This window comes from Kribbella solani (assembly GCF_014205295.1).
Taxonomy (GTDB): domain Bacteria; phylum Actinomycetota; class Actinomycetes; order Propionibacteriales; family Kribbellaceae; genus Kribbella; species Kribbella solani.
The window spans coordinates 564,256-589,018 of record NZ_JACHNF010000001.1 but is presented as its reverse complement, the minus strand read 5'-3'; the positions used below and the strand labels follow the sequence as shown (position 1 = coordinate 589,018).

Here is a 24,763-nt window from a genome sequence, read left to right as displayed (position 1 = left end):
GGGTCTACCGTCTGCGATGACAGTCGAAGGACCAACGAGAACGGGCGAAGGACGGGGGTTGCGGTGAGTACCACCCGGATCGAGAGCACGGCGTACGGCGCCGCGGCCCTGGAGCGCCTGCAGGCCGTCGTGGCGCGGCTCAAGGCCGACGATCCGATGACTCCTGTCACGCTGCTGCTGCCCAACAACCTGGCCGGTGTGATCGCCCGCCGGCACCTCGCGCGGACGTCCGTCGCGGGCCTCTACCTGGCCACACTCGAACGGCTCGCCGAGCAGGTGGCAGCAAGCCTGCTGTCACCGCGCCGGCCGGCCACGCGCCCGATCGTTGCCGCCACTTGGCGGGCGGCGCTGGCGAAGGCGCCGGGCATCTTCCAGGAGGTCGCCGACCACCCGGCCACCATCCAGGCGCTCGGCTCCGCTCACCGTGAGCTCCGCGACCTGACCGAGCCGGCCCTTGGCAAGGTCGCGCACGCGTCGGCGCTCGGGCCCGATCTGGTGCGCCTGCATCGGCATGTCACCGGCGAGCTGGCAACGGACTGGTATGACGCGACCGATCTGCTCCGCGCCGCGGCGCTCCGGATCGCGGAGTCGCCGGAGGTCGTGCGCGAGCTCGGCGCGCTCGTCCTCTATCTACCGCAGGAGCTGACCCAGGCCGAGGCCGCGTTCGTTGCCGCGCTCGGCGACGCGGCGGCCGATCTGACCGTGATCGTCGGCCTCACGGACGTACGCCGCGCCGATCGCGCCGTCCGGCGGTCGCTGGAGCGGGTCGGGATCGACCTGCCACCGTCGATCTCGAAGAACTACCCGGTCGCGACCGAGATCCTGAACGCGTCCGACGCCGATGACGAAGTGCGTTGCGTCGTACGGGACGTGGTGGCCGCCCTTGAACACACGCCGGCGCATCGGATCGCGGTGCTGTACTCGGCGATCTCGCCGTACGCGCGGTTGCTGCACGAGCACCTCGGCGCGGCGAAGATCCAGGTCAACGGGCCGGGTACGCGCCCGGTGCACGAGCGGGCAATCGCGCGGACGCTGCTCGAAGTGCTCGCGCTGGTCGATCAGGATCTTCCCCGGGCCGATGTTTTCCGCGCGCTGGCGAACGCACCGACCCGTGACTTCACCGGCGAGCGCATCCCGGTGCCGCAGTGGGAGCGGATGTCCCGGGCAGCCGGCGTGGTGCGGGGCGGCGACTGGGACACGCGGCTCGCTCGGTACGCGGAGGCGGAGCGACGGACGGCCGATCAGGAGGAGGCGGCCGACGATCCCCGGCCCGCGGCGGTGCGGCGGGCGCAGCACAACGCGTCCACCGCGGAGCGCCTGCATGCGTTTGCTTCGGAGCTGCGGCGCCGCTTGAACGCCCTTGCCTTGCTGGAGAGTTGGGCTTCGCTGGCGTCGGGTGTGTTGCAGTTGTTCCAGGATTTGCTCGGGGACTACTCGTCATTGCCGGCCGAGGAGCAGTACGCGGCGGCAGCGGTCGAGGGTTCGTTGACCGGGCTGTCGACGCTGGACGAGCTCGGGACACCGGCGACCCTCGCCGTACTGCGGGACGTGCTGGATCTCGAGTTGCAACAGTCGCTGCCACGGGTCGGCACGTTCGGGACGGGCGTACTGGTGGCGCCGTTGTCGGCGAGTGTCGGGTTGTCGGCGGACCTCGTGTACGTCGTCGGGCTGTCGGAGGATCTGTATCCGGGGCGGGTGCATGAGGACGCGCTGCTGCCGCATCGAGTTCGGGAGGCGGCGGCGCCGGAGCTGGCGTCTTTCCGGGATCGGTTGGACGAGAAGCAACGACATCTGCTGGTCGCGTTCTCGGCGGGCGCGCGGGTGGTGGCGTCGTTCCCGCGTGGTGACCTGCGGCGGTCGTCGCGGCGGTTGCCGACACGCTGGTTGCTGGGCTCGTTGCGTGAGCTGACGGGTGATCACGCGCTGCCCGCGACACAGTGGGATCGCTACGAAGAAGTGCTGCACACCTCCGCCTCGTACGCCGGATCGTTGACGACGGCAACCATGCCGGCGACGGAGCAGGAGTGGCAGACCCGCGCCGCGGCGGCGCGGTTGTGGGTGAACGACAGCGTGCTCGTGCAGGCTCGTGAGTTGCTGCGCGGGCGTGGTTCGAACGCGTTCACTCGCTTCGACGGCGATCTGTCAGGGGTTTCGGGATTACCTGAGTACGCGGTGCAGGATCGGATCGCGTCGCCGACGTCGCTGGAGTCGTACGCGACGTGTCCGCATGCGTACTTCGTCGAGCGACTGCTTCAGGTGGAACCGTTGGAAGCGCCTGAGGATCTGCTGGTCATCTCACCGATCCAGATCGGGAATCTGATCCACCACAGCCTGGATGCGTTCGTGACTCGACTGGCCGGCTCGCTGCCTGGGTACGGCGAACCGTGGACCGCTGACCAGCGACAGTTGTTGCTGGTGATCGGTGCGGAGCTGGCCGATCGGTTCGAGGCGGAGGGGCTGACTGGGCATCCGCGGTTGTGGCAGCGCGAGCGGGGCCGGATTCTGTTCGATCTGATGCGGTTGCTTGACGACGACGAAGCTTGGCGGGCGGCGAAGCGGGCGTCGGTGGTTGCCAGCGAGCTCACTTTTGGGTTCGACGGTGAACCGCCGGTGGAGATTCCGGTGCCGTCCGGCCGGGTGCTACTGCGTGGTTCCGCGGACAAGGTGGATCTGGGCGCGGATGGGACGATTTACGTCACGGACGTCAAGACCGGCGGCTTCTCGCGGTACGAGGGGATCGAGACCGACCCGGTGGCGGGTGGTACGAAACTGCAGTTGCCGGTGTACGCGTACGCGGCGCGCGCTCGGCTCGGCGAGGCGTCGACGCCGGTCGAGGCTTCGTACTGGTTCGTGCGGAAGGGCGGGCGGCGGATTCCGGTGCCGTTGACTCCTGAGGTGGAGGAGCGGTACGTGGACACCCTTGATGTGATCGTGTCGTCGATCGCGGCCGGGTATTTTCCGCCGAAGGCGCCGGAAGTGCCTGATTTCCTGTGGGTGCAGTGTCCGTACTGCAATCCGGACGGGATCGGGCACAGCGAGGTACGCGCTCGATGGGATCGCAAACGTCATGATCCGGTGCTGGAGCGACTGGTCCGGCTGATCGACCCGACCGCTCTGCCCGAGCCGCCTTCGCCTGAGCCGTCGTCGCATGAGCCGTCGTCACCTGAGCCCACTGTGTCTGCTGGTGTGTCCGCGCCGGCTCTTGGAGTCGAAGATGAGTGACGTGTTGCTCGACGGTTCGGCGCGGGAGCGGATTCGGTCCGACACCGACGCCACCCTGTTCGTCGAGGCAGGCGCCGGCTCGGGTAAGACCCACGCGCTCGTCGATCGCGTCACCACCTTGGTGCTGCGCGACGGCGTACCGCTGCGGACGATCGCGGCCGTCACCTTCACCGAGAAGGCCGGCGCGGAGTTGCGCGACCGGCTGCGGGTGGAGTTCGAGAAAGCGCGCCGGGGTGACGATCGGCCGCTCGCCGACGCGGCGCTCGACGATCTCGACTCGGCCTCGATCGGTACGCTGCATGCGTTCGCCCAGCAGATCCTGCTCGCACACCCGATCGAGGCGGGGCTTCCGCCGCTGATCGACGTACTTGACGAGGTCGGATCGTCGGTCGCGTTCGAAGAACGCTGGGCCGAGCTGCAGCAGCAACTGCTCGACGACGACACGATCGCCGAACCACTGCTGCTCGCGATGGCAGTCGGTGTCGAACTCAAACATCTGCGTTCGCTGGCCCGGCTGTTCGGCAACGACTGGGACCTGATCGCCGATCGGGTCCTGGTCGATCCGCCCGAGCTGGTCGCGATGCCGGATCTGACCGGTCTGATCGCGGCGGCCGCCCAGATCGGTGCGGCGGTCGACACCTGCCTCGATGCCGAGGATCGGTTGCTGCCGAAGGTGCAGCAGATCCGCGAGCTCGGTCTGCAGCTGGACGCCGCGTCCGATCAGGAGACTCAGCTCGCGATCCTGCAGATACTGCGCGGGCTGAAGGTCGGCCGGATCGGGCGCAAGGAGAACTGGCCGGACATCGCCAAGGTCCGAGCGGACTGCGGCGAGGTGGTCGAGGTAGCCGGTTCGCTGGTCGAGCTTCTGCTCGATGCTTGCCTTCGGCACCTTTCACATTGGCTCGCCGTACGCGTGCTGGAGTCGGCCGAGTTACGCCGCGCCGAGGGCCGGCTGGAGTTCCACGACCTGCTGGTGCTGGCCCGCGACCTGCTCCGCCGCGACGCCGGCGTTCGCGCCGACCTGCAGGAACGCTTCGAGCGGCTGCTGCTGGACGAGTTCCAGGACACTGACCCGATCCAGATCGAGCTCGCGGTACGCATCGCCGGCGGGGCCGAGGCGGACGCCGCTGACTGGCAAGAGGTGGAGGTCCCCGAAGGGCGTCTGTTCGTGGTCGGCGATCCGAAGCAGTCCATTTACCGGTTCCGCCGGGCGAACATCGCTACGTACCTGACCGCGCAGAGCCTGCTCGGCGAGACGGTCGCTCTCACTACCAACTTCCGCACCGTTCCACCGATCCTGAGCTGGATCAACGCTGTCTTCACCACGCTGATCCAGCCCCAGGACGCCGCCCAGCCCGCGTACCAACCGCTGACCCCGCACCGCCAGAACCCCACCACCCAAGCACCAACCCCCACCCGCGCCGGCAGCACGCCAACCCCGCGGCCCACCAGCACGGCACTCCCCGGCCCGAGCGCTCCCGCCCCCGACCCAACCCCGGTCGAAGGCGACCAGCTGTCCATGTTCGACGACCCCACCCTCTTCGCCGATCCCACCCCGGCCGAGCCGACCGGAGCTGCACCACCAACGCAGAACACAAGCACAGGCAACTCCCCCACAGGCAGCGCCTCCACGGGCGGTTCTTCCACAGGCAGCTCATCCAAGGGCGGCTCCGGCGTGGGCGGCTCCCCCACAGGCAGCACTTCCGCGGGCGGCTCTGGTGTGGGGGCAGGCTCTGGTTCCGCGGATGCTGACGAGTTGGTCGGGGATCTTGCGACCGTGCTGCCCTTCCGTCGGCGAGGTGACGTGGTGTCGGGAGCCGTGCACCCCGACGAGGCGAGCTCTTCCGGTGCAGGTGGTTCGTCTGGCTCACGACCAGCTGACGCGACCGAAGCGGGCGGGGCGGTTGAGTTGGGGGTGGGGCCGGCGGTGACTGTGTTGGGGGGTGTGCCGCATGAGGATCTGCCTCGGGCTCAGGCGTCTGTGCTGCGGGAGCGGGAGGCGGCGGACGTTGCGGCGGTGGTGGAAGAAGCGCTTCGGGACGGCTGGTTGGTGTACGACGATCGGGCGGACACCTGGCGACCGGCCGCCGCCGGAGATATCGCGGTGCTGGTCCCGGCCCGTACGTCGCTCCCGTTCCTGGAAGACGCGCTCGACCGCGCCGACATCCCGTACCGCGCCGAAGCCAGTTCGCTCGTGTACCAGACCGCCGAGGTCCGCGACCTGCTCGCCTGCGCCCGCGCGCTCGGCGACCCGAGCGATCAACTCGCGCTCGTCACCACGTTGCGCTCCGCCCTGTTCGGCTGCGGTGACGACGACCTGTTCACCTGGAAACGCTCCGGCGGCGCCTTCACCCTGACCGCCCCGGTCCCCGACCAGCTCGTCTCCCACCCGGTCGGTGTCGCGATGGAGTGGTTGCGCCGCACCTATTACGCGGCCCGCTGGCTCACCCCCAGCGAGGTGCTCGCGAAGATCGTCGCCGATCGCCGGATGCTCGAGGTCGCCGCGATCGGCCCTCGTGCCCGCGACGCCTGGCGCCGGATCCGGTTCGTGGTCGATCAGGCCCGTGCCTGGTCCGAGGTAGAACACGGCGGCCTGCGCTCGTACCTGGCCTGGGCCGCGCACCAGGGCGAGGAAACGTCCCGCGTCGCCGAGGCGGTGCTGCCGGAAACGGACGCCGACGCGGTCCGGGTGATGACGATCCATGCGGCGAAAGGTCTCGAGTTCCCGATCGTGATCCTGTCCGGCATGACCGCCGCCCCGAACCGGCAGCGCGGCGTACAGGTGTTGTGGCCGCCGGACGGCGGGTACGCCGTGAAGCTCAAGTCATCCGTACAAACCGAGGACTTCGACCTGGTCCAGCCGGTCGACGAGCAGATGGACGACTACGAACGCCGCCGCCTCCTGTACGTCGCCGCGACCCGCGCGCGCGATCACCTGGTGGTGTCACTGCACCGTTCGGGCAACCGGCGCCATTCGAGCAACGCCGAGCTGCTCGCGACGGCGGGTGGAGTCGAGGCGCCGTACGCGACCCTGTTCACCAGCCCGCCGGTGCCTGATCGCGAGCCATCCGCCGGCGCGGAGGTCACACCGCCCATCTCGCGTACCGAATGGGAGGCGCGGTCGAGTGCTGCTCAGGCCGCGAGCCGCGCCCGGTCCGCGCAGAGTGCGTCCGGTCTGGAAGGTACGGGGCCGGAGGTGACGCTCGCCGATATCGACCCGGGTACGGCCAAGGCTGCCCGCGACCTCGAACTGCCACCTTGGTCGAAGGGCCGTTACGGTACGGCGATCGGCCGCGCGGTCCACGCCGTACTTCAAGTGGTCGACCTCTCCAGCGGCGCCGGGTTGGAAGCCGCGGTCGCGACGCAGTGCCTGGCCGAAGGGGTGCTCGACTATGCGGAGGTCGTGACCGCGTTGGTGCGATCCGCTTTGGCGTCTGAGGTGGTTCGGCGAGCTGCCGCGCGGGAACATTGGCGCGAGTCGTACGTGGGGACTGTCCAACCCGATGGCACCGTGCTTGAAGGATTCGTGGATCTGATCTATCGCGAGGATGACGGGCGGTTGACGATCGTCGACTACAAGACCGATGCCATTCCCGCGGCGGCGCTGGCCAGTCGAGTAGCGCACTACGCGCCGCAGCTCCAGGCGTACGCCGGCATCCTCCCGAACACCGCGCCGCCCGTCCTGCTGTTCCTCACTCCGGACACGGCCGTGGAACACACCCTCTGACCACCCGCGCCGCCACCCCGCCCTGCCGCGCGGCTATTGGAGTAGCCGGACGGCGAGGATGGTGATCAGGGTGCTTGAGGCGACAGCCGTTGCGAGACGGCCGCGGGTGCCGGTGAGCAGGCGGCCGAGGATGGCGCCGCCGCCGGCCAGAAGCAGTTGCCAGGCAGCCGAGGCGACGAACGCCGCGAGCACGAAGGCGACCCGCTCCCCCGCGGCGGAACCGATGAAGCTGCCAGCACCAGAGCCGTCAACACCACCAAAGCCGTCAAGACCAGCACCGCCGCCATCAGCGGAGCCGGAGCCGCCGTCGCCGTGTCCGCTCGGGTTGGTGGTGTTGCCCAGGATCAGCGCGGCGAAGTAGATGGCTGTCCAGGGGTTGAGGAGCGTCATTCCGAGCAAGGTGAGGTAGGCGGTTCGGGGGCTGGGTGGTGGGGGTTGATCGATCGTGGTCAGGCGGTGGGCGCGATACGTACGTACTGCCTTGAAGGTGGTTGTGGTTGCGAGCGCGATGAGTACGAATGCCGAGGCCCAACGCAGCGGCGTGAGCAGCGGTGCGAGTACCGGGGAGAGCGCTGAGCCGGCTAGTGCGGCTACTGCCGCGTACGCGCCGTCGGCCGTCGCGACGCCGAGTGCCGCGAACACGCCGATCCGCCACGACGTACGAGCGGTCAGGCCAACCAAGTAGGTCCCGACCGGGCCGACCGGCATCGCAACCCCAAGCCCTGCCAAGGCCCCCGCGACCAAAGCCGCGGCGACGGCGGTCACGTGGGGATGGGGATCGACCTCCGGTGGGCAGTGGTCTGCTGCTGGGCGCGGGCCGTTTCGGCTCCGCATCCCGGCAAGTACAGTCCACGCGTCGTTGTCATGGGCTCATGATGGCGAGGCGCATCGGTGGACTCAACGGAATTTCGGGCACTGCGCTCAGTGGTGGAAGAATTACTCAGAGTCTATCGACTTCGGGGTGCCTGGGAGCGGATGGTTACGGGTTGTGGATAACGGGCAGTGACCCTGGCGTACAGGTCCCCCGGGAGTCGCTACGATCTGCGGAAACAGACTGAGGAACGTTCGAAGTATGGTCCGCCCCACCGGCGGATCTGCCACCACAAGTGTGAGGGTGTGGCTCATGAACATCGGTACCCGGAAGATCGTCGTCGACGAGGCGATCGCGCAGTTGCGGCTGTACGCCGAAACGAACGGCGCCGTGCTGCAGTACTACGACGGGTTGCCGGGGTTGACCACCGTCGGTGGCTCCGACCCGAACCGGATCACCCTGGAGGACCTGGGCCGGACGATGGTGATCGGCTCGGACCTGCGCGCGATGGACATCCCGTGGCTGCTCGAGGTCGAGGCCGAGAAGGAGCTGGCCGCGATCCCGGTGGACGCGCGGCTGGAGGACGCGGCGCCGGGCAGTGAGTTGTTCGGCGCGGCGATGGCGCTGGACGACAAGTTCACCGGGCACCGCGGCTTCGGGCACGCGAAGAAGTCGAAGCTGCTGCACCTGAAGCGGCCGTACCTCTACCCGGTGACCGACAGCTTCATCCGGATGACGTACGGAACCGCGTCGGCCGGCGCGGAATTCCTGTCGGCTGTCCGTGACGACCTGGTCAACCCGGCGAACGTACGCGACTTCAAGCTGCTGCAGGTGCGGCTGATCGCGGAGCCGGCCACCAGCGCCGCCCGCCTGCTCGGCGAGGTGCCCACGCTCCGCCTGCTCGACATCCTCGCCTCCCTGCTGGGCGAGGCGAAATAGGCAGCCAGGTAGACGACCCCAGCGCCCGCCGGAGGTGAAGTAGCGGATCAGAAGACGCCGAGGCGGGCCAGCGGTTCGACCAGTTCGCGTTCCTCGTACGACAGGTGCGACTGCAACGTGTCGTCCAGCAGGTCAACCGCGGCGCGCAACCCGGCGAGGTCACCCGAACCACCGACGAGGTCGACCAGCGCCTTGTCCACACCTTCGAGTACGTCGTGGATGACCTTGTGCTCCTCCTGCAGCCGATCCACCACCGGTGCGAGCGCGGGGTCCGCCCGCCGCAGATGCGGGAAGAGTGAAGCATCTTCAATCGAGTGGTGCGTAGTCACCAGCCGGCAGTACGACTCGCAGTACGTACCAAGTGTCCAGTTGTTCTGCCGCATGGTCATCGTGTTGATGTGCGAACGCGCCGCGCCAACCCCCAGCGTCCCCGCGGCGACCTGCTCCACCAGATCGCGCACCTGCTCCAACTCAGCCCGCAGATGGTCATGTACGTCGACTAGGTGCTGCCCTGACTGCAACTGATGCGCCGTGTACGTCCGAGGCTCCGCAGCCGGACCGGTCGGCCGGGAAGCCTCATCCAGCACCTGTACGGAACTGCGCCGCACTACCGGTGCCGGTGTCGGCACCACACTGAACCCACCAGCAGGCACCGGAGCCGCAACAGAAGCCACCACAGCACCAGACCGGGCCGCCTGTACTGCCTCACGCACGCCCGCTGCCACGTCAGCGAACCGGCGGATGTCATCCGGATCATCAGACGCCAGGATGTACGTGCTCACGCCCTCCGCGAGCGTCAACTCGGTCAGCTGATCGATCCACGACTCCACCGGCCCCTGCAAGAAACCAGAACCGTCGAACCGACCGCCGATGTTGTACAACCGCCGCACAGCAGCCGGATCGCGCCCGGCCTCTACCGCTGCCTCGTCGATGATCTTGTTCATCGCGGCCAACTGCTCCGGCCCCGCGTACCCACTGCTGGGCAGCCACCCGTCCGCCAGGCGACCGGTGACAGCGAGCATCCGCGGCTTGTACGCACCGAGCCAGATCGACACGTCGTGCGCCGGCTCCGGACCGCGCTTCGCCCCCGCGAGCTCGTAATGCTTGCCCGCCAGCCGAATCCCACCGCCGCCAGGCGTCCACACCTCGCGGATGATCGCGATCGCTTCTTCCAGCGCGGTGATGCTCTGCCCGGTCGTCAGCCGCGGTCCGCCGTTCGCCGCGACCGCGTCGAGGAATCCACCGGAGCCCAGACCGAGCTCGACCCGCCCGCCGGTGATCCGGTCGAGGGTGGCGACGCTGCGGGCGAGCACGACCGGGTGCCGCAGCGGCAGGTTGGCCACGTTGGTGCTGACCTTGACCCGTTGGGTCTGCGCGGCGACGACGGAGAGCAGGGTCCACGCGTCCATCAGCCGCGGCTGGTACGGGTGATCCTGGAAACTGACCAGGTCGAGGCCGGCCTGCTCGGTCAGTCGCGCGAGCGCGATCACCCGGTCCGGGGCGTCGGCCGCGGGGGTCAGGAACGTGCCGAAGACCAGCTCGTGGCCGTAGTCCATGGTTCACCTTCACCTGTTCGGAGGCAGCTTGGCCACAAAACTACTTCGCCCTACAAATAATCTCAACTGCAGAATATCTCGGGTCGCTGAGTGCCAGAGCTTCGGCAGAGCTTCGGCAGGGCTTCGTCAGGTCTTCGTCACGTCTCGGCCAGATCGAAAGCTTCGTCCGGGCTGAGCGCTGCCCCGTCGGCACGCGCCGCCGCGTACGCATCGGCACCCAGCACGGCCAGCGCCGCCACCTCGGCCCGGTCGACGTCGAAGGTCTCGCTGGCCGCCATCAGGTAGTTCTCGGTCGCCCGCGTGGCAGCGGCGCACCCAAGCAGCCGGGCGGCCAGCGCCTTGTCCGGGAGGCTCGCCGCCATGCCCTCCAGCGCCCAGCACATCCCCCGCAGCGACTCGAACTCCGCTGAGACCCGGTAGGACTCCCGGTGCAGCTCCAGCGCCTCAGCAGGCCGCCCTTGCAGCTCACGAGCGAACCCAAGCTCCACGAGCACCAACGACAGGTACAGCGCCGGCTCATCCTGTTTGCGCGACCAGTCGATCATCGCCTGCAGCCGTGCGTCTGCCTCGTCCAGTGCACCCGTACGCCGGGCCGCGAATCCCAATACCAGCTCGGCCAGTGCTTGTGTTGCCCGCTGCCCTTGCTCGGTCGCCAGCCGGTACGCGCGTTCGCCGTTCGTTCGTGCCACGTCGTACTGCCCCTGCCGGATCGCCGTCCACCCCAGCATGCCCAGTGCGCCGGCCACCTCCGGCCACAGTCCAAGCTGCTCGGCCAGCTGCGCACCCTCCTGATGCAGTCGCAGCGCCTCCTCGAAGTCACCGACCAGCTCCGCGTGCGCACCGAGCCAGCTCGTCGCCTGCAACACACCCCACCGGTCCCCCAACTCACGGAACCGGCGCGCGCTCTCGGATGCGTCCGCGAACAGCGCCGGCAGATCAGCGCGTACGTGCGCATGCTTCGCCCGCGCCAGCAACACCGCCGCGACACCCCATGGGTCATCGTCAAAGTCGTTCGACGCACGCTCTAGCAGCGTCATGCACATCGCCAGATCGCCCGCGTCGGACGCCGCGTACGCGATCCACCACAGTCCACGCGCGCCGGCCGAGTCCACCCACCGCTCGCGCTCCGCGGCTGCACGGCTGTCCCCCAGCAAGTACATGAACCCAACGCGCCACGCTCCCAGTGGCACCGCCTCTAGTGCACGCATTGCCTCCAACTGACGACCACGCAGGAACCAGTACCAGGCCAGTGCATCGACCAGTCGCGCGGCCAGCTCGGTTTGCCCAGTGCTGATAGCGCGGTCCAATGCCGTACGCAGATTGGCCGCGTCTTCATCGAGCAACTGCAACCAACGTCCTTGCTCAGCGCCGTACAGCTCGGCTGACTCGGCTAGCGAGACGTAGTACAGCAGGTGTCGCTGGCGTACCTCCTCCAGCTCATCCGCCGCGCGCAGCTTCCCCACGCAGTACGCCGCCACTGACTCCAACAGCCGGTACCGCATCCCATCCACCGGTACGACGAGCGACCGGTCGACCAACCGCACCAGCACATCCAGTACGTCGGGCTCACCGCATACTGCCGCCGCGGCCTCCGCCGTACATCCATCAGCGTGTACGGCGAGGCGCCGCAGCACTGTCTGCTCTTCAGCCGACAGCAGCTCCCAACTCCAGTCGATCATCGCGTGCAGAGTCTGCTGTCGTGGTGCAGCGCCCCGATGCCCGGTAGCCAGTAACCGGAAGCGGTCATCCAGTCGCGCGACTAGCCCGCGTACGCCCAGCGCACGTACGCGGGTCGCCGCGAGCTCCAGCGCCAACGGAATGCCGTCCAGCCGCCTGCACAGCACCGCAACGTCAGCCACGGTCTCGGCGGTCAGTGCGAAGCCACGCGAGGCCGCAGCAGCCCGCGTGACGAACAACTGCACCGCACTGCACTCACTCACCGCCTCCGGTTCCAGCGTCGGTGCAGGCACGTCAAGCGGCGGCACAGACCATACGACCTCACCAGCCAGGCCTAACGGCTCGCGGCTCGTTGCCAGTACGCGCAGGCCCGGAGCAGCGGCCAGCAACCGGTCCGCGAGCGCAGCGACGTCCTCGATCACCTGCTCACAGTTGTCGAGCACCAACAGCCGAGTACCCATGACTGCAGCCAGCCGGTCGACCACGGGCGCACTGCCAGCGTCCCGGAGCTCCATAGCGACCTGCACCGCGTCAGTCAGTGCATCCTGCACCGATAGCGCGTCCGGAGTCACTGCGGCCAGCTCGACCAGTACAACCCCGTCAGCAAACCGGTCCGCGGCCAGTGCGCCGGCGGCAAGCGCAAGGCGGGTCTTGCCGACACCACCTGGACCAGTGAGCGTCACCAGTCGCGAAGACACCAGACAGGCGTCGATCTCAGTCAGAGCGTCAGTACGCCCAACCAGCTCAGTCAACTGGGCCGGAAGGTTGCTACGCGCCTGTGGCAGCTCCTGCGTCAGAATCGACTGCTGAAGCTCCACCAGCGCCGGACCGGGATCAAGGCCGAGCTCCGCCAGCAGCATCTCCCGCAGCTCGTCAAAACTCTCCAGAGCCTCCGTCTGCCGACCAGCCCGGTAAAGCGCCCTCATGTACGAAGCGCGGATGCCTTCCCGCAACGGATGCGCTTTGACCAGCGCACCAAGCTCAGCCACTGGCAGGTCCGCCCGCTCCACCGCAGCGAGCCGCAGTTCAGTTAGCCGCGCCACAGCCGTCTCGACGAACGCGTAGTCAGCAAAGTCCGCGTACGCCGGACCGCGCCACAACGCGAGCGCCGCGTCCACCGCACCCGCAGTCACCAGCTCGCTGAACCGCAGTGCGTCACAGTCAGCACTGGAAACAGCCAGCGAGTACCCAGCCGGACCAGACTGCACCAGGGCCCGACTACCTGGCTCGGCATCCTCGAAAGCACGCCGTAGCTGGGACACCTTCGCGGACAGCGTCCCAGCCGGGTTTCCGGGTAGGTCGGAGCCCCACAGGTCGTCGATCAGCCGGTCCGCCGGTACCGGCTGCCCTTCGTGCACCAGCAGGTCCGCCAGCAGCGCACGTACCTTCAGCCCCTGCACTACTACCGGCGTGCCCGCGTCCGTCCACGCCGTCACCGGTCCCAGCACCCCGAAACGCATGCCCGCACCCTATTCCGGCTGCACGGCAAAGCACCGGAAAGAAACCGTAAACCCACTCCGGCAGAGTGTGAACCAGACGGAAGGAGGACGGATGATGCGACTGGCAGTGATCATCGGCAGCACCCGGCGTGGCCGGTTCGGCCCGACAGTGGCGCACTGGCTCGCACACCAGGCCGCGAAGCAGTTCGACGTCGACCTGGTCGACCTGGCCACGGCAGGCCTCCCGGCCACCCTGCCCGACACCGACGACGAGGTGCCCCGCAGCGTCGAGCTACTTGCACCGAGGCTGGCGGCGGCGGACGCGTTCGCCGTGGTCACACCGGAGATCAACAGCAGCTTCCCGGCAGCGCTCAAGACCGCACTGGACTGGTACTACGAGGAGTGGCACGCCAAGCCGGTCGCGATCATCAGCTACGGCCGGGAAGGCGGCGGCTGCCTGGCCACCGCCCAGCTGCGCCAGATCTTCACCGAGCTCCAGGCCGTCACCATCCGGAACACCGTGACCCTGCCCTGCTACTGGGAGCAGTTCACCGCCGACGGCGGCTGGCCCAAACCGTCCGCCGGGTACGAGGCGGAAGCCAAAGTCATGCTCGACCAGCTCGTCTGGTGGGCGGCAGCACTACAGGACGCCCGCACCCGGCGCCCGTACCGACCTTGAAGCCGTAGAAAAACCTGAGAGGAAAGCACCATGAGGAAGCTGATCGAGTCCACCTTCATGACCCTGAACGGCGCCATCGACGCACCGCAGAACTGGAGCCCGCCGTACTGGGACGACGAGCACATGGCCTACAACGCCGCCCTGATGGAGGGCGTCGAGGCACAGGTACTCGGCCGGGTCACCTACGAGGGATTCGCCGACGCCTGGCTTTCCCGCGCCGGTGACCCGTTCGCCGACCAGTTCAACGCGATGCCCAAGTACGTCGCCACTCGTACGCTCACCGAGTTCAAGTGGAACGCGCAGCCGCTCGAAGGCGACGCGGCCGAGGCGGTCCGGAAGCTCAAGGCGTCCGACGGCGGCGACCTGATCAAGTACGGCACCGGCGAGTTCTCCAAGACGCTGCTGGAGCACAAGCTGGTCGACGAGTACCACTTCTGGATCTTTCCGGTACTCGCCGACGGCGAGACCATGCTGCAGGGTTCCGGCATCGAACCGACCCACCTCGAGCTGCTCGGAACGACGACGTTCAAGTCCGGCATCGTCGTGCACAAGCTCGCGCCGAAGGCATGACCTGGCGCGGCCGGTACGACGTCGTACCGGCCGCACAGGTAGTTGCCTAAGGCACGATGTTCTGGTTCAGGTGGAACAGGTTGTCCGGGTCGTACCGGCGCTTGACCTCCGCCAGCCGGTCGTAGTTCTGCCGGTAGTTGTCCCGGATCCGGCCCTGATCGTCACCGGCCATGAAGTTGATGTAGCCACCGGCCTCGGAGTGCGGCGCGATGTCGTCGTAGTACGACCGTACCCACGAGATCGCCGACTCGTTGTCGGCCGGATCCGGCCACATGCCGGCGATCACGGTCGCGAAGTTCGCGTCCCGGTACGCGAACGCGGTGCCGTCGGCGGTGACCCGGTGGCAGGCGCCGCTGATCGGGTAGATGTGCACGGTCGAGTTCACCGCCGGCAGGCCGGGCGCGTGCCGCAGATGCGCCTGGATCGCGTCGTCGGTCAGCTCGGTGACGAAGTTCGCCTTCCAGTAGTGCTGCAGCCCAGGCGGTACGAGCGCGTCGAACGCACAGTTGATCGCCGGGTACGGCATCGGGCCGATCATCTCCGCGACCACCGGCGCGAACTCCCGGAACTTCGACAGCTGTGCCTCGCCCGCGTCCAGATCACCGGCCCAGCAACCGACGATCGCCACGAACGGTTCACCGTGCCGATTCTCCGGAATGAACGGCAGCGGCGGCGCGATCTGGAACGCCGGGAAACCGCCGAGTTGCTCCGGCGCGTCCTTGATCAACTCCCGGAACCCGGTGAGTACGGCGGTCGCGTCGGACAACTCGAAGAACATCGGCCCGCCGTACACCATCGACAACGGCGCCAGCCGGAATTCCAGCGCGGTCGCCACGCCGAAGTTGCCGCCGCCACCGCGCAAGGCCCAGAACAGGTCCTCGTGCTCCTTCTCGCTCGCGATCACGAACTTCCCGTCCGCGGTCACCACGTCCGCGGAGACCAGGTTGTCGCAGGACAGCCCGAGCCCGCGGGCCAGGTAGCCGATCCCGCCGCCCAGCGTCAGCCCACCGACACCGGTGGTCGAAATGATCCCGCCGGTCGTCGCCAGCCCGAAGGCATGCGTCGCCGCGTTGAAGTCGCCCCAGGTCGCGCCGCCGCCGGCCCGTGCCGTCCGGGTGGTCGGATCGACGCGGACGAACCGCATCCCGCTCAGGTCGATCACCAGACCGTCGTCGACGGTGCCGAACCCGGGCACGCTGTGCCCGCCACCACGGACCGCAAGCTCCAGCTCGTGCTGCCGCGCGTAGTCGATCCCGGCCATCACGTCACCGGCGTTCTCGCACCGGATGATCACCTGCGGCCGCTTGTCGTGCATCGCGTTGTTGACGTGGCGCGCCACGTCGTACCCCTCGTCACCCACCGTCAGAACCTGACCCCGGACCCGTTCCCGGAGGCTCTCGATCGCGCTCATGTCCGCTCCCCGAACCGTCGCCTGTCGCAGACCGGCCGTGCGTACGCCGCACGCCGTGCAGACCGGTGACCGCCGTCGAGTGCAGCGCGAAAACGTCACCCCAGAGCGTCTGAATCCCCGACGGGCACCCAGCCCTCCCCCCAGACTCGCCCGTTCACCTTGACCTTCCCAAGCCCACCCCCTTTCGTCAATCCCCGGCGAGGAGCGACCCGCCCATCAACCCGGGGGTCCGACCAGTGCACCGCGGCCAAGCCGGCCCGCTCCCGTGGTCCGACCAGTGCACTCGGTCAAGCGCGCGGGCCCTGGGCCGTCTGACCAGTGCACCGCAGTCAAGCGCGTCGGATCTCATGGTCTGACCAGTGCACTCGGTCAAGCGCGTCGGCTCTGGTGGTCTGGCCAGTGCACTGTGGTTAAGGCGTCGGCTCTGGTGGTGCGGGCCGGGCGGCCGCGGTCAGGGCGTCGGCTACCGCGGCGACGGCTGGGGTTCGGGTTCGGCGGGTCAGCAGGAACACTCCTCTGGCGACCTCCCCTTCGGCCGGCCGGCGTACGGCGATGCCCGGCTCGTGCCGCACCTGCTTGGCCCCGGACGCGCGTTCACCACCGGCACCGATAACGAGATCCGGCAGCAGCGCAACGGCGCCGGTCGTACGCACCAGCTCCAGCAGGATCAGGAAGTCGTCCGAGCTGTACCGCACGTCCGGCTCGAAACCACCGAGCTCCCGGCACACCCGCACGGTCATCTCACGATGCCCCGTCCCCGGCTGACACGCGGCCCAAGCAAGCTCACGCAGGTTCACGAGCGGCACCCGCTCCGCCGTCGCCTCCGGATGATCCGCAGGCAGCACGATCCGAATCTGTTCCCGAAGCAGTTGTTCCCGCCGCAGATCCGCATGAACAGCACGCGGCTGCCCGTCGTACTCGTCGCCGACCATCACGTCCAGCTGCTGCAACCGCAACGCCGGCGCCGCCTGCTCGACCTCCAGCTCCGACGCCTCGACCCGGATCTCCGGATGCGTACCGGCCAACCTACGAATCGCCGGCGCGACCACCCGAATGAACGCCGACTGGAACGACGCGATCCGCACCACCCCCGCCACCCGCCCCGCCGCCACCGCGGCAAGCTCCGCCTCGGCCGCCTCAACCCCCTCCAAGAGCACGCTCGCATGCCGTACCAGCACCTCACCGGCCGCCGTCAGCCGCACATTCCGGCCAACGCGTTCCAGCAGCCGCGTACCAGCCTCCCGCTCGAGAACGGCCAACTGCTGCGAGATCGCACTCGGCGAGTACCCGAGCGCCCGCGCCGCGCCATGCACGGTCCCACGCCCGTGCACTTCCCGAAGCAACCGCAACCGATGCAGATCAATCACCGCCGCACCTCTCCCGGCTCCAGTTCGGCTGGTTGTTCAGCTTAGCTTCACAATATCGTCCGAGAAGCTGCGATAGACGTGAACGTTCTACTGGTCCGACCATCTATTTCGTGGGACGCCTCTTCTGTCTGTTCTCCGCCGCCGCCTTCGGGGTGATGGCCGTCTTCGGCAAACTCGCGTACGACGCGGGGGTGTCGGTCGACGCGCTGTTACTCGTCCGCTTCGGCGTGGCCGGCGCGCTCCTCCTGACAATCGCGCTGGCCCGCGGCGCCCTGCGCGGTCTGCCCCGCCGGGCAGTACTCACCGGCATCGGCATGGGCGCGATCGGGTACGCCGCCCAGTCCGCGCTGTACTTCTCCGCCCTCGCCCGAATCGACGCTTCACTCGTCGCACTGATCCTGTACCTGTACCCGATCCTCGTCATGGGTACGGCTATCCTGCTCCGCCGCGAGACCGCGTCACGCCGCCGAGTGCTCGCGCTGGCGACCGCGTTGCTCGGCATCGGTCTCGTACTCAGCGGAGCGCTCGGCGCGCGATTCGACTTGCAGGGCGTACTTTTGGCGTTGGGTGCACCAATCGTTTACACCGCGTACATCCTCGTCGGCGATTCACTCAAGCTGCCGCCGCTGGCCCTCACCGCATTGGTCTGCACCGGCGCGTTCGGGACGTACGTACTGCTGAGTTTCGTCCGTGGTGGCACCAGTTTCGGCTTCGCGCCGATCGGCTGGGTGTGGCTGCTCGGGGTGGCGTTGATCAGTACGGTCGCCGCGATCCTGTTGTTTTTCGCCGGGATGGCCCGGGTCGGACCGTCCGTCACCTCGATCCTGTCGATCTTCGAACCGGTGGTGACGGTGGTCGCCGCGACCGTGGTGTTCGGCGAGCACCTCACCGGGCCGCAATGGCTCGGTGGGGCGCTTGTCCTGTCCGCCGTCCTGATCGTGTCGGTCAGGACGACGGCTGCCACTCGTCGTCGCGCATCCGGAGGATCGCCCACCCCACCGCGGCGAACCCCACAGCCTGCAGTCCCCAGCCGATCAGGTCCAGCAGGTGACTACTGACGACGACCGCGGCGACGAAGTGGACCGGCTGCGAGACCGCGACCGCCAGCGCCGCCCAGCGGCCGACGATCCGGGAACGCCAGATCGCGATCCCGAGCAGGACAGTGCCGATCACATGCCCGACCACGAACACCAGCCCGGCCACGTCGGTCGAGCCATGCGTGGCCTCGGCCGCCTTCGTGATCATGGCCGGATCGAGCCCCACGGTACCCGCCGACCAGGTGAGGACATCGCTCGACGCGGTCCACGGCAAGGACAGGTAGCCGGGGACCATCAGGAAGAGCGCGATGCCGGTGAGCCAGGGCGTACCGCGGCGGGTCAGGCGACCGACGAAGTACGCGCCGGGGACGAGCGTGAGGATCGCGATGTACGCGAGCCAGAGCACGAGTGAACTGCGATCGAGATTGCCCACGATCTTGTCGACAATCGTCGGCGCGTCGTCGGTGGTGTTGTACGGCAGGACGTACCGAAGCAACGCGACCGCGGCCGGGCCGATCGGTAGCACCAGCGCCGCCGTCCATCGCCAGGCCGGCCGGACGTCCGTACGCCCAGTGCCTGTCAATCCCGTCGAGCGCCCGATGTCCGTACGCCCTGTGCCTCTAAATCCCGTCGAGCGCCGGATGTCCGTACGCCCCGTGTCTTTCGATGCCGTCGAGCGCTGGTTGGCCGCGTCGGTAGGCCGCGCCGGCTGCGTCATCGCGCGCCTGCCAGCTCACGTGACGGCAGCAGGACCGCCACTACGCCGATGATCGTCGCCGCGACACCGACACCGGCCGCCACGATCGCGGCGGTTGGTACGCCGGAAGCGAAGAAGGCTGGTACGGCCAGCAGCGCCGACGCCAGCCGCAACGTGATCAGCGGCGCCAGCGCCCACCGCTTACCCCGCCACGCGTACCCGACCAGCACCAGACTGGTCAGACCAGCAACCGCGGCACCGACCGCGATGCTCATCGGCGGGTGCTCGCCGTCCGTGGTCAGCGGCGAGGCCACGTCGATCAGCGCGAGCAGCCCAAGCAGCACCAGACCGAAACGGTTCCGTCCAGACATTTCCGTACCCCCTAGTTCGGTTGTTGTCCGAACCACCGTCGAGCAGCCGCGCCCCGACGTCCTGGGCGCGGCATCCCCCACCTGCAGGCAGTTCCCCGCCCAACCCAGGACCCCGATCCCGAGACGCCGGGAGAAATCTGCCGCACACTGCCGATATGCACACCACCCCACCCCCGGCCACCCCCGGCGACCGGCCCAACGGACCAGCCGACGGCGCACGCCGCCGACGACGTGCACCGAGTAACCCAGATGAACTGGTCGGACCAGCCGGGTCGCGTGGATCGGGTGGAGTGGGTGGAATTCGGAGGTCAGGGGGGTTGGGTGGGTGGCGTGGGGTTGTTGTTGGGTTGGTGGGGGTGGTGGTTGCCGAGGTGTTGGTGTCGGTGGGTTATGGGGTGTCGATCGGATGGGGGTGGGGGCAGCTGGTCGACTCGTTTGTGGTGACGAACGGGCTGATGGCGCTTACCTTCGGGCTTTGTGGTGCGGTGATCGCCTGGCACCGGCCGGCCAATCCGATCGGCTGGCTGTTTCTCGCCGATGGCATCGGGCACGCGACCACTCCGCTCGCCGACACGTTCGCCCACCTCGTCACCGACCACACCGCGCAGCGTGCTCTCGTCACCGTTTCGCTCGCCGCCTGGCCGTGGTCCATCGGCCTGTTCCTGCCACTCGCGCTACTGCTCTTCCCGAACGGCCAACTCCTGTCACCACGTTGGCGCTGGGCGGCGATTGGCATCATCGTGACCGCGCCGCTCTTCGTACTCGAAATGGCAGGCAGCGGCGAGCCGGTATCGCCCGAGCTCCCCCGCGGGTTGCTGACCATCCCGTCCTTCGACAGTCTGCAGCCACTGTGGACCACGACCGAGGTACGCAACCTGGCCGCTCTCCTGTTGGCTGTCACGTGCCTCACGATCAGGTACCGCCGCGCCGACGAGACCGGGCGCCGACAGCTGTTGTGGTTGCTGTTGGCATGTATCATCGCGCTGCTGTTCGTAACCCCGTGGGCGTTCATCGCAGGTACGCCAATCCTTGTACTGCTGGCGATTCCACTGATCCCGATCGCTGTCACCGTGGCGATCGTCCGGTACCAACTGCTCGACATCCGCCTGGTCGTCTCCCGCGCACTGACCTGGGCGTTGCTGTCATTGGTTGCCATCAGCATCTACGCGGCACTGGTCGCCGTACTGGACTCGCTGATCACCTCGCAGGTCGGCCGATCCGCCGCGGTCACGGTCTTCGTCGCGCTGATCATCGCGCCCGTACTACCCCGCTTGCAGCGCCTGGTCGACAAAGCGCTCTATGGCGACCGCCACGACCCGGCCCGGGTCGCTTCCCGCGTAGGCGAACAACTCTCCAACCCCACCTCAGCCGGCCTCCCCGGCGTAATAGCGGCCGTCCGCGCCGCGCTCCGCCTCCCGTACGCGGCCCTGACCATCAACGCCGAAGTAGTTGCCTCAACCGCCTCTTCATTTAGTGGCGAGGTGGTCTTGTTGGACCTCTCTTATGGCGGTGAAGTGGTCGGTGTGTTGGAGGTCGGGGTGCGGTCAGGTGAGTCCGGGTTGTCCCCCGCCGACCATCGCGTACTCGATCTGGTCGCCGTACCGCTGGCAGTCGCCGTGCACGCGACTCGCCTGTCAACCGAACTACAGTCATCCCGCGAACGCCTAGTGGCAGCCCGTGAAGAAGAGCGCCGACGGCTGCGGCGGGACCTCCACGACGGCCTGGGCCCAACGCTCACCGGCGTGGCATTCAGCGCCGACGCGGCAGCCAATCTGATTATCAGTGACACCCTTCGCGCCGTCGAGTTGCTCACGCAGTTGCGCGCGGACACAAGAGCGGCGATCGCCGACGTACGCCGCCTGGTCGACGACCTACGCCCACCCGCACTCGACGAACTCGGCCTCGTCGGCGCTCTTCGCCAACGCTGCGACCACCTGTCCTTCCGCGCCGACGGAACCGCGATCCACGTGCAGCTTTCGGCCGACGCGCTACCACCACTCCCGGCCGCGCTCGAGGTCGCCGCGTACCGCATCGCCACGGAGGCACTGACCAACGTGGCTCGCCACTCGCGTGCCACCTCCGCCGTACTGACCGTTCACTGCACCCCCGATCTGGACCTCTGCCTCATCGACAACGGTCCCCCGACCGGACCCTGGACCCCAGGCGTCGGCCTCCAGGCCATGCACGACCGAGCCGCCGAACTGGGCGGCACCCTCCAGGCCGGCCCCACCCCGACCGGCGGCCAGGTCCACGCCAACTTCCCCCTACCGCACTCCGCGACCGGGAGCCCGAGCGGAAAGCTGGAGGGGTCTCGATGAGCGATCAGGTTCGGGTTGTACTCGCGGACGATCACCCGGTCGTACGCGCCGGGCTGGAGGCGTTGCTCACCTCGCTCCCCGGCATCGAGGTGGTGGCGGTCGCCTCGACCGGGCGGGAGGCGATCCGCGCCGTCGTCACCACCCGCCCGGACGTCGCCGTACTCGACCTGCAGATGCCCGACCTGGACGGATTCGCCGCCACCCGCGAACTCGCCCGCTCAGCTCCGGACGTCGCCGTGCTGGTACTCACCATGTTCGAAGACGACGACTCGGTCTTCGCCGCCATGCGCGCCGGCGCCCGCGGTTACCTGGTCAAAGGCGCCGAGCAAGAGGAGATCGCCCGCGCGATCCGGGCGGTCGCCGCCGGCGAGGCGATCTTCGGCCCAGGCGTCGCCCGCCGCGTACTCGGCTTCTTCGCCGCCCCACCACCAACCGCCGACCCGTTCCCGGATCTCACCACCCGCGAACGCCAGATCCTCGACCTGCTCGCCGCCGGCCTCACCAACACCGCGATCGCCACCCGCCTCGACCTGGCCGCGAAAACGGTCGCCAACAACGTCTCCACGATCTTCACCAAACTGGGCACCGCCGACCGTGCCACCACCATCATCCAGGCCCGCAACGCCGGCCTCGGCGTACCTAAGGACAGGTAGTAGTCCCCAAGCCCGCACCGCGCCCCGCGTACACGGCCCGGCCAACTGCGCCAAAGACCGACTACTACCTGTCCTTAGGTACGCCAATCGCCCGCAAGTACCTGTTCCCCACCACCTCAAGATGCGCGATCAGCCCGGGCGGGCCGTCGACCCGGAAATCCAGGCCCAGCATCCCGATGTACACGGCGATCAGCTCCAGCGAGTCGGCTCCGGTCACCAGCACGCTGGTGTTCTCGTCAACCGACTCGACCACCCCGACCGCGGCATGGATGCGCGACACCACCTCCGCCGCCGGCGCGTACACGGTGATCCGCGCATGCACCTTCCATCCCGCCGACGCCACGTCCCGAAGCACGAAATCGGTGTACGCGTCGTCGACCATCGGCCGCGGCCGGTACCGCCGGCCTGTTGCCATCCGCAACGACATCCAGTCGACCCGGTACGTACGCCACTCCGCCTGCTCGTCCCGTGCGACGAGATGCCAGTACCCGTGCCAACTCACCAGCCGGTACGGCTCGACCAGGATCGGCAGCTCCTGCGTGACGCTCGATCCCGCCTTCCACATCGACACACCATCGGGTACGACGTATTCGAAGCGCAGGTAATGTTCGTCCCGGATGCACGCCGCGATCGTGGCCAGTACGCCAGGATCGATCTCCGGGGCGTCGACGTTCGATCGGGTGTTGTCAGGGCCTTTCTCCATCGCCGAGTTGATCGCGTTCACCTGGCGTTGCAGGCGATGCGGAAGTACCTGCTGGAGCTTGGTCAGTGCCCGGGCGCTGCTCTCGCCCAGGCCGACGACGCCGGTGCCCGTACGCAGACCGACCGCGACCGCCACCGCCTCCTCGTCGTCCAGCAACAACGGCGGCAGCTTCGCGCCGGCGCCCAGCTGGTAGTGCCCGGCCGGTCCGCGCGTCGCGTCCACCGGGTACCCGAGCTCGCGCAACCGGTCAATGTCGTTGCGGATCGTCCGCGTACTCACGTCGAGCCGCCCCGCCAGCTCGGTACCGGTCCAGGCCGGCCGGGTCTGGAGCAACGCGAGCAGGGCCAGCAACCGCTGCGAAGTCTCTAGCAAATCAATCTCCCAATTAGGAATCTAATGTTCCTATACGGATTCTACGGTAGAGCCATGAACACGAACGAGAGCATCCGGCCCTTCACCGTCAACATCGACCAGGCCGACCTGGACGATCTGCAGTCGCGCCTCGCCCGTACGCGGCTGCCCAAGCCGGCGCCCGGCGACAACTGGGACTACGGCACGCCGAACCAGTACCTGAGCGAGATGGTCGACCGCTGGCAGCACAACTTCGACTGGCGCGCGCAGGAGGAGCGGATGAACGCGTTCCCGCACTACCTCACCGAGATCGACGACCAGACCGTGCACTTCATCCACGTACCGTCCAAGGTGGCCAACGCGACGCCGCTGCTGCTGATCCACACGTACCCGGGTTCGTTCGTCGACTTCCTGGACATGATCGGCCCGCTCACCGACCCGGCCGCGTACGGTGGCGACGAGGCGGACGCGTTCTCGGTGGTCGTACCGTCGATCCCCGGGTTCGGATTCAGTACGCCGCTGGTGGACCGTGGCTGGACGATGGCCCGCGTCGCTCGTACGTTCGACAAGCTGATGCGGCGCCTCGGCTACAACTCGTACGGAACGCACGGCTCCGACGGCGGCGCGATGGTCTCGCGTGAACTCGGCGTACTGAACCCCGAAGGCTTCCTCGGCCTGCACGTCCTTCAGCTCTTCTCGTTCCCGTCGGGCGACCCGGCCGAGTTCGAGAAGTTCACGCCCGAGGACTACGCGGCGCTCGAACACCTGAAGTGGTTCCAGTCCGTCGGCGGCTACAACGCGATCAACTCCACCCGCCCGCAAACCGTCGCCGTCGGCATCTCCGATTCCCCCGTCGGCCAGCTCGCCTGGAACGAACTCTTCAACAACTTCGGCAACGGCACCAGCCTGGTCACCCCCGAGCAGATCCTCACCGAGGTCTCCCTCTACTGGTTCACCAACACCTCAGCCGCCGCCGGCCGCTACCACTACGAAGAAGCCAACGCCGGCGCCGAACCCCAACTCAACCACGCCCGCACCGGCGTAGCCGTCTTCGCCGACGACTTCAAAACCATCCGCCCCCTCGCCGACCGCGACAACTCCAACATCACCCACTGGACCACCTTCCCCACCGGCGGCCACTTCGCCGCCCTCGAACGCCCCACCGACGTAGTAACCGACCTCCGAACCTTCTTCCACACCCGCTGAACCCCGCCCCCCGAAGAAGCGCCGGCCCA

The 24,763-nt window shown here is 68.1% G+C and carries 17 protein-coding genes; 9 read left to right on the top strand and 8 right to left on the bottom strand.

Translation table 11 applies throughout. The annotated features are described in order from the left end of the window. The first annotated feature begins 63 nt into the window (after positions 1 to 63). Positions 64 to 3,222 carry a PD-(D/E)XK nuclease family protein gene (locus HDA44_RS02720; RefSeq protein ID WP_184831028.1) on the top strand — a complete coding sequence of 1,053 codons (3,159 nt, stop codon included), beginning with the start codon at positions 64 to 66 and terminating at the stop codon, positions 3,220 to 3,222. Then, complete coding sequence (locus tag HDA44_RS02715; RefSeq protein WP_184831027.1) at positions 3,215 to 6,949, top strand: UvrD-helicase domain-containing protein; 3,735 nt, start codon at positions 3,215 to 3,217, stop codon at positions 6,947 to 6,949. The genes HDA44_RS02720 and HDA44_RS02715 overlap by 8 nt, the downstream gene beginning before the upstream one ends. A 33-nt stretch (positions 6,950 to 6,982) precedes the next feature. Here the strand turns inward: HDA44_RS02715 and HDA44_RS02710 are convergent, their stop codons facing one another. Further along, a complete protein-coding gene (locus HDA44_RS02710; protein WP_337905600.1) occupies positions 6,983 to 7,714 on the bottom strand; it encodes a LysE family transporter in 732 nt (243 codons plus the stop codon). A gap of 358 nt (positions 7,715 to 8,072) precedes the next feature. Here HDA44_RS02710 and HDA44_RS02705 point away from each other — a divergent pair, with 358 nt between their 5' ends. After that, the gene (locus HDA44_RS02705; RefSeq protein ID WP_184831025.1) at positions 8,073 to 8,699 is read left to right on the top strand and encodes a DUF6308 family protein; all 627 of its coding nucleotides are present in this window, start codon (positions 8,073 to 8,075) and stop codon (positions 8,697 to 8,699) included. A 47-nt stretch (positions 8,700 to 8,746) separates the two neighbouring features. Here HDA44_RS02705 and HDA44_RS02700 read toward each other — a convergent pair whose 3' ends face one another. Continuing rightward, entirely contained in the window at positions 8,747 to 10,255 is a 1,509-nt protein-coding gene (locus HDA44_RS02700) for an LLM class flavin-dependent oxidoreductase (protein ID WP_184831023.1), read from the bottom strand. Positions 10,256 to 10,392: 137 nt separating this feature from the next. Further along, on the bottom strand, positions 10,393 to 13,392 hold the full coding sequence (locus tag HDA44_RS02695; RefSeq protein WP_184831021.1) for an AfsR/SARP family transcriptional regulator: 3,000 nt from the start codon (positions 13,390 to 13,392) through the stop codon (positions 10,393 to 10,395). A 91-nt stretch (positions 13,393 to 13,483) separates the two neighbouring features. Here HDA44_RS02695 and HDA44_RS02690 point away from each other — a divergent pair, with 91 nt between their 5' ends. Both HDA44_RS02690 and HDA44_RS02685 read left to right on the top strand, forming a co-directional pair. Beyond that, entirely contained in the window at positions 13,484 to 14,050 is a 567-nt protein-coding gene (locus HDA44_RS02690; RefSeq protein ID WP_184831019.1) for an NADPH-dependent FMN reductase, read from the top strand. A gap of 30 nt (positions 14,051 to 14,080) precedes the next feature. Further along, positions 14,081 to 14,620, top strand: coding sequence for a dihydrofolate reductase family protein (locus tag HDA44_RS02685; RefSeq protein WP_184831018.1), 540 nt, complete (start codon positions 14,081 to 14,083; stop codon positions 14,618 to 14,620). A 46-nt stretch (positions 14,621 to 14,666) separates the two neighbouring features. On the opposite strand, the gene HDA44_RS02680 is transcribed toward HDA44_RS02685, so the two are convergent. Further along, positions 14,667 to 16,031 carry an FAD-binding oxidoreductase gene (locus HDA44_RS02680; RefSeq protein WP_184831016.1) on the bottom strand — a complete coding sequence of 455 codons (1,365 nt, stop codon included), beginning with the start codon at positions 16,029 to 16,031 and terminating at the stop codon, positions 14,667 to 14,669. A gap of 410 nt (positions 16,032 to 16,441) precedes the next feature. Continuing rightward, complete coding sequence (locus tag HDA44_RS02675) at positions 16,442 to 17,398, bottom strand: LysR substrate-binding domain-containing protein (protein WP_184831014.1); 957 nt, start codon at positions 17,396 to 17,398, stop codon at positions 16,442 to 16,444. Positions 17,399 to 17,508: 110 nt separating this feature from the next. Here HDA44_RS02675 and HDA44_RS02670 point away from each other — a divergent pair, with 110 nt between their 5' ends. Further along, positions 17,509 to 18,456 (top strand): EamA family transporter, encoded by a 948-nt coding sequence (locus HDA44_RS02670; protein WP_202887084.1) that lies wholly within the window; start codon positions 17,509 to 17,511, stop codon positions 18,454 to 18,456. On the opposite strand, the gene HDA44_RS02665 is transcribed toward HDA44_RS02670, so the two are convergent. Both HDA44_RS02665 and HDA44_RS02660 read right to left on the bottom strand, forming a co-directional pair. Further along, positions 18,344 to 19,018, bottom strand: a complete 675-nt coding sequence (locus tag HDA44_RS02665) for a hypothetical protein (RefSeq protein WP_184831012.1) — start codon at positions 19,016 to 19,018, stop codon at positions 18,344 to 18,346. The two genes, HDA44_RS02670 and HDA44_RS02665, sit on opposite strands and share 113 nt — an antisense overlap. Before the next feature lie 131 nt (positions 19,019 to 19,149). Next, on the bottom strand, positions 19,150 to 19,503 hold the full coding sequence (locus tag HDA44_RS02660) for a hypothetical protein (protein WP_184831010.1): 354 nt from the start codon (positions 19,501 to 19,503) through the stop codon (positions 19,150 to 19,152). A 395-nt stretch (positions 19,504 to 19,898) separates the two neighbouring features. Between HDA44_RS02660 and HDA44_RS02655 the strand changes: the two genes are divergently transcribed. Both HDA44_RS02655 and HDA44_RS02650 read left to right on the top strand, forming a co-directional pair. Continuing rightward, positions 19,899 to 21,821, top strand: a complete 1,923-nt coding sequence (locus HDA44_RS02655) for a sensor histidine kinase (protein ID WP_337905599.1) — start codon at positions 19,899 to 19,901, stop codon at positions 21,819 to 21,821. Then, positions 21,818 to 22,474: a response regulator transcription factor gene (locus HDA44_RS02650; protein WP_184831006.1), complete on the top strand. Its 657-nt coding sequence runs from the start codon at positions 21,818 to 21,820 to the stop codon at positions 22,472 to 22,474. The genes HDA44_RS02655 and HDA44_RS02650 overlap by 4 nt, the downstream gene beginning before the upstream one ends. 64 nt (positions 22,475 to 22,538) lie before the next feature. Here the strand turns inward: HDA44_RS02650 and HDA44_RS02645 are convergent, their stop codons facing one another. Further along, entirely contained in the window at positions 22,539 to 23,549 is a 1,011-nt protein-coding gene (locus tag HDA44_RS02645; RefSeq protein ID WP_184831004.1) for a helix-turn-helix transcriptional regulator, read from the bottom strand. 54 nt (positions 23,550 to 23,603) lie between these two features. On the opposite strand from HDA44_RS02645, the gene HDA44_RS02640 reads away from it, so the two are divergent. After that, positions 23,604 to 24,734 carry an epoxide hydrolase family protein gene (locus HDA44_RS02640; protein WP_184831001.1) on the top strand — a complete coding sequence of 377 codons (1,131 nt, stop codon included), beginning with the start codon at positions 23,604 to 23,606 and terminating at the stop codon, positions 24,732 to 24,734. Positions 24,735 to 24,763 lie beyond the last annotated feature (29 nt).

What these genes read in the sequence shown, in the direction of transcription:
- HDA44_RS02715 (WP_184831027.1), top strand. Translation starts at nt 3,215, where the DNA reads ATGAGTGACGTGTTGCTCGACGGTTCGGCGCGGGAGCGGATTCGGTCC.
- HDA44_RS02705 (WP_184831025.1), top strand. Translation starts at nt 8,073, where the DNA reads ATGAACATCGGTACCCGGAAGATCGTCGTCGACGAGGCGATCGCGCAG.
- HDA44_RS02700 (WP_184831023.1), bottom strand. Translation starts at nt 10,255, where the DNA reads ATGGACTACGGCCACGAGCTGGTCTTCGGCACGTTCCTGACCCCCGCG.
- HDA44_RS02695 (WP_184831021.1), bottom strand. Translation starts at nt 13,392, where the DNA reads ATGCGTTTCGGGGTGCTGGGACCGGTGACGGCGTGGACGGACGCGGGC.
- HDA44_RS02690 (WP_184831019.1), top strand. Translation starts at nt 13,484, where the DNA reads ATGATGCGACTGGCAGTGATCATCGGCAGCACCCGGCGTGGCCGGTTC.
- HDA44_RS02685 (WP_184831018.1), top strand. Translation starts at nt 14,081, where the DNA reads ATGAGGAAGCTGATCGAGTCCACCTTCATGACCCTGAACGGCGCCATC.
- HDA44_RS02680 (WP_184831016.1), bottom strand. Translation starts at nt 16,031, where the DNA reads ATGAGCGCGATCGAGAGCCTCCGGGAACGGGTCCGGGGTCAGGTTCTG.
- HDA44_RS02660 (WP_184831010.1), bottom strand. Translation starts at nt 19,503, where the DNA reads ATGTCTGGACGGAACCGTTTCGGTCTGGTGCTGCTTGGGCTGCTCGCG.
- HDA44_RS02650 (WP_184831006.1), top strand. Translation starts at nt 21,818, where the DNA reads ATGAGCGATCAGGTTCGGGTTGTACTCGCGGACGATCACCCGGTCGTA.
- HDA44_RS02640 (WP_184831001.1), top strand. Translation starts at nt 23,604, where the DNA reads ATGAACACGAACGAGAGCATCCGGCCCTTCACCGTCAACATCGACCAG.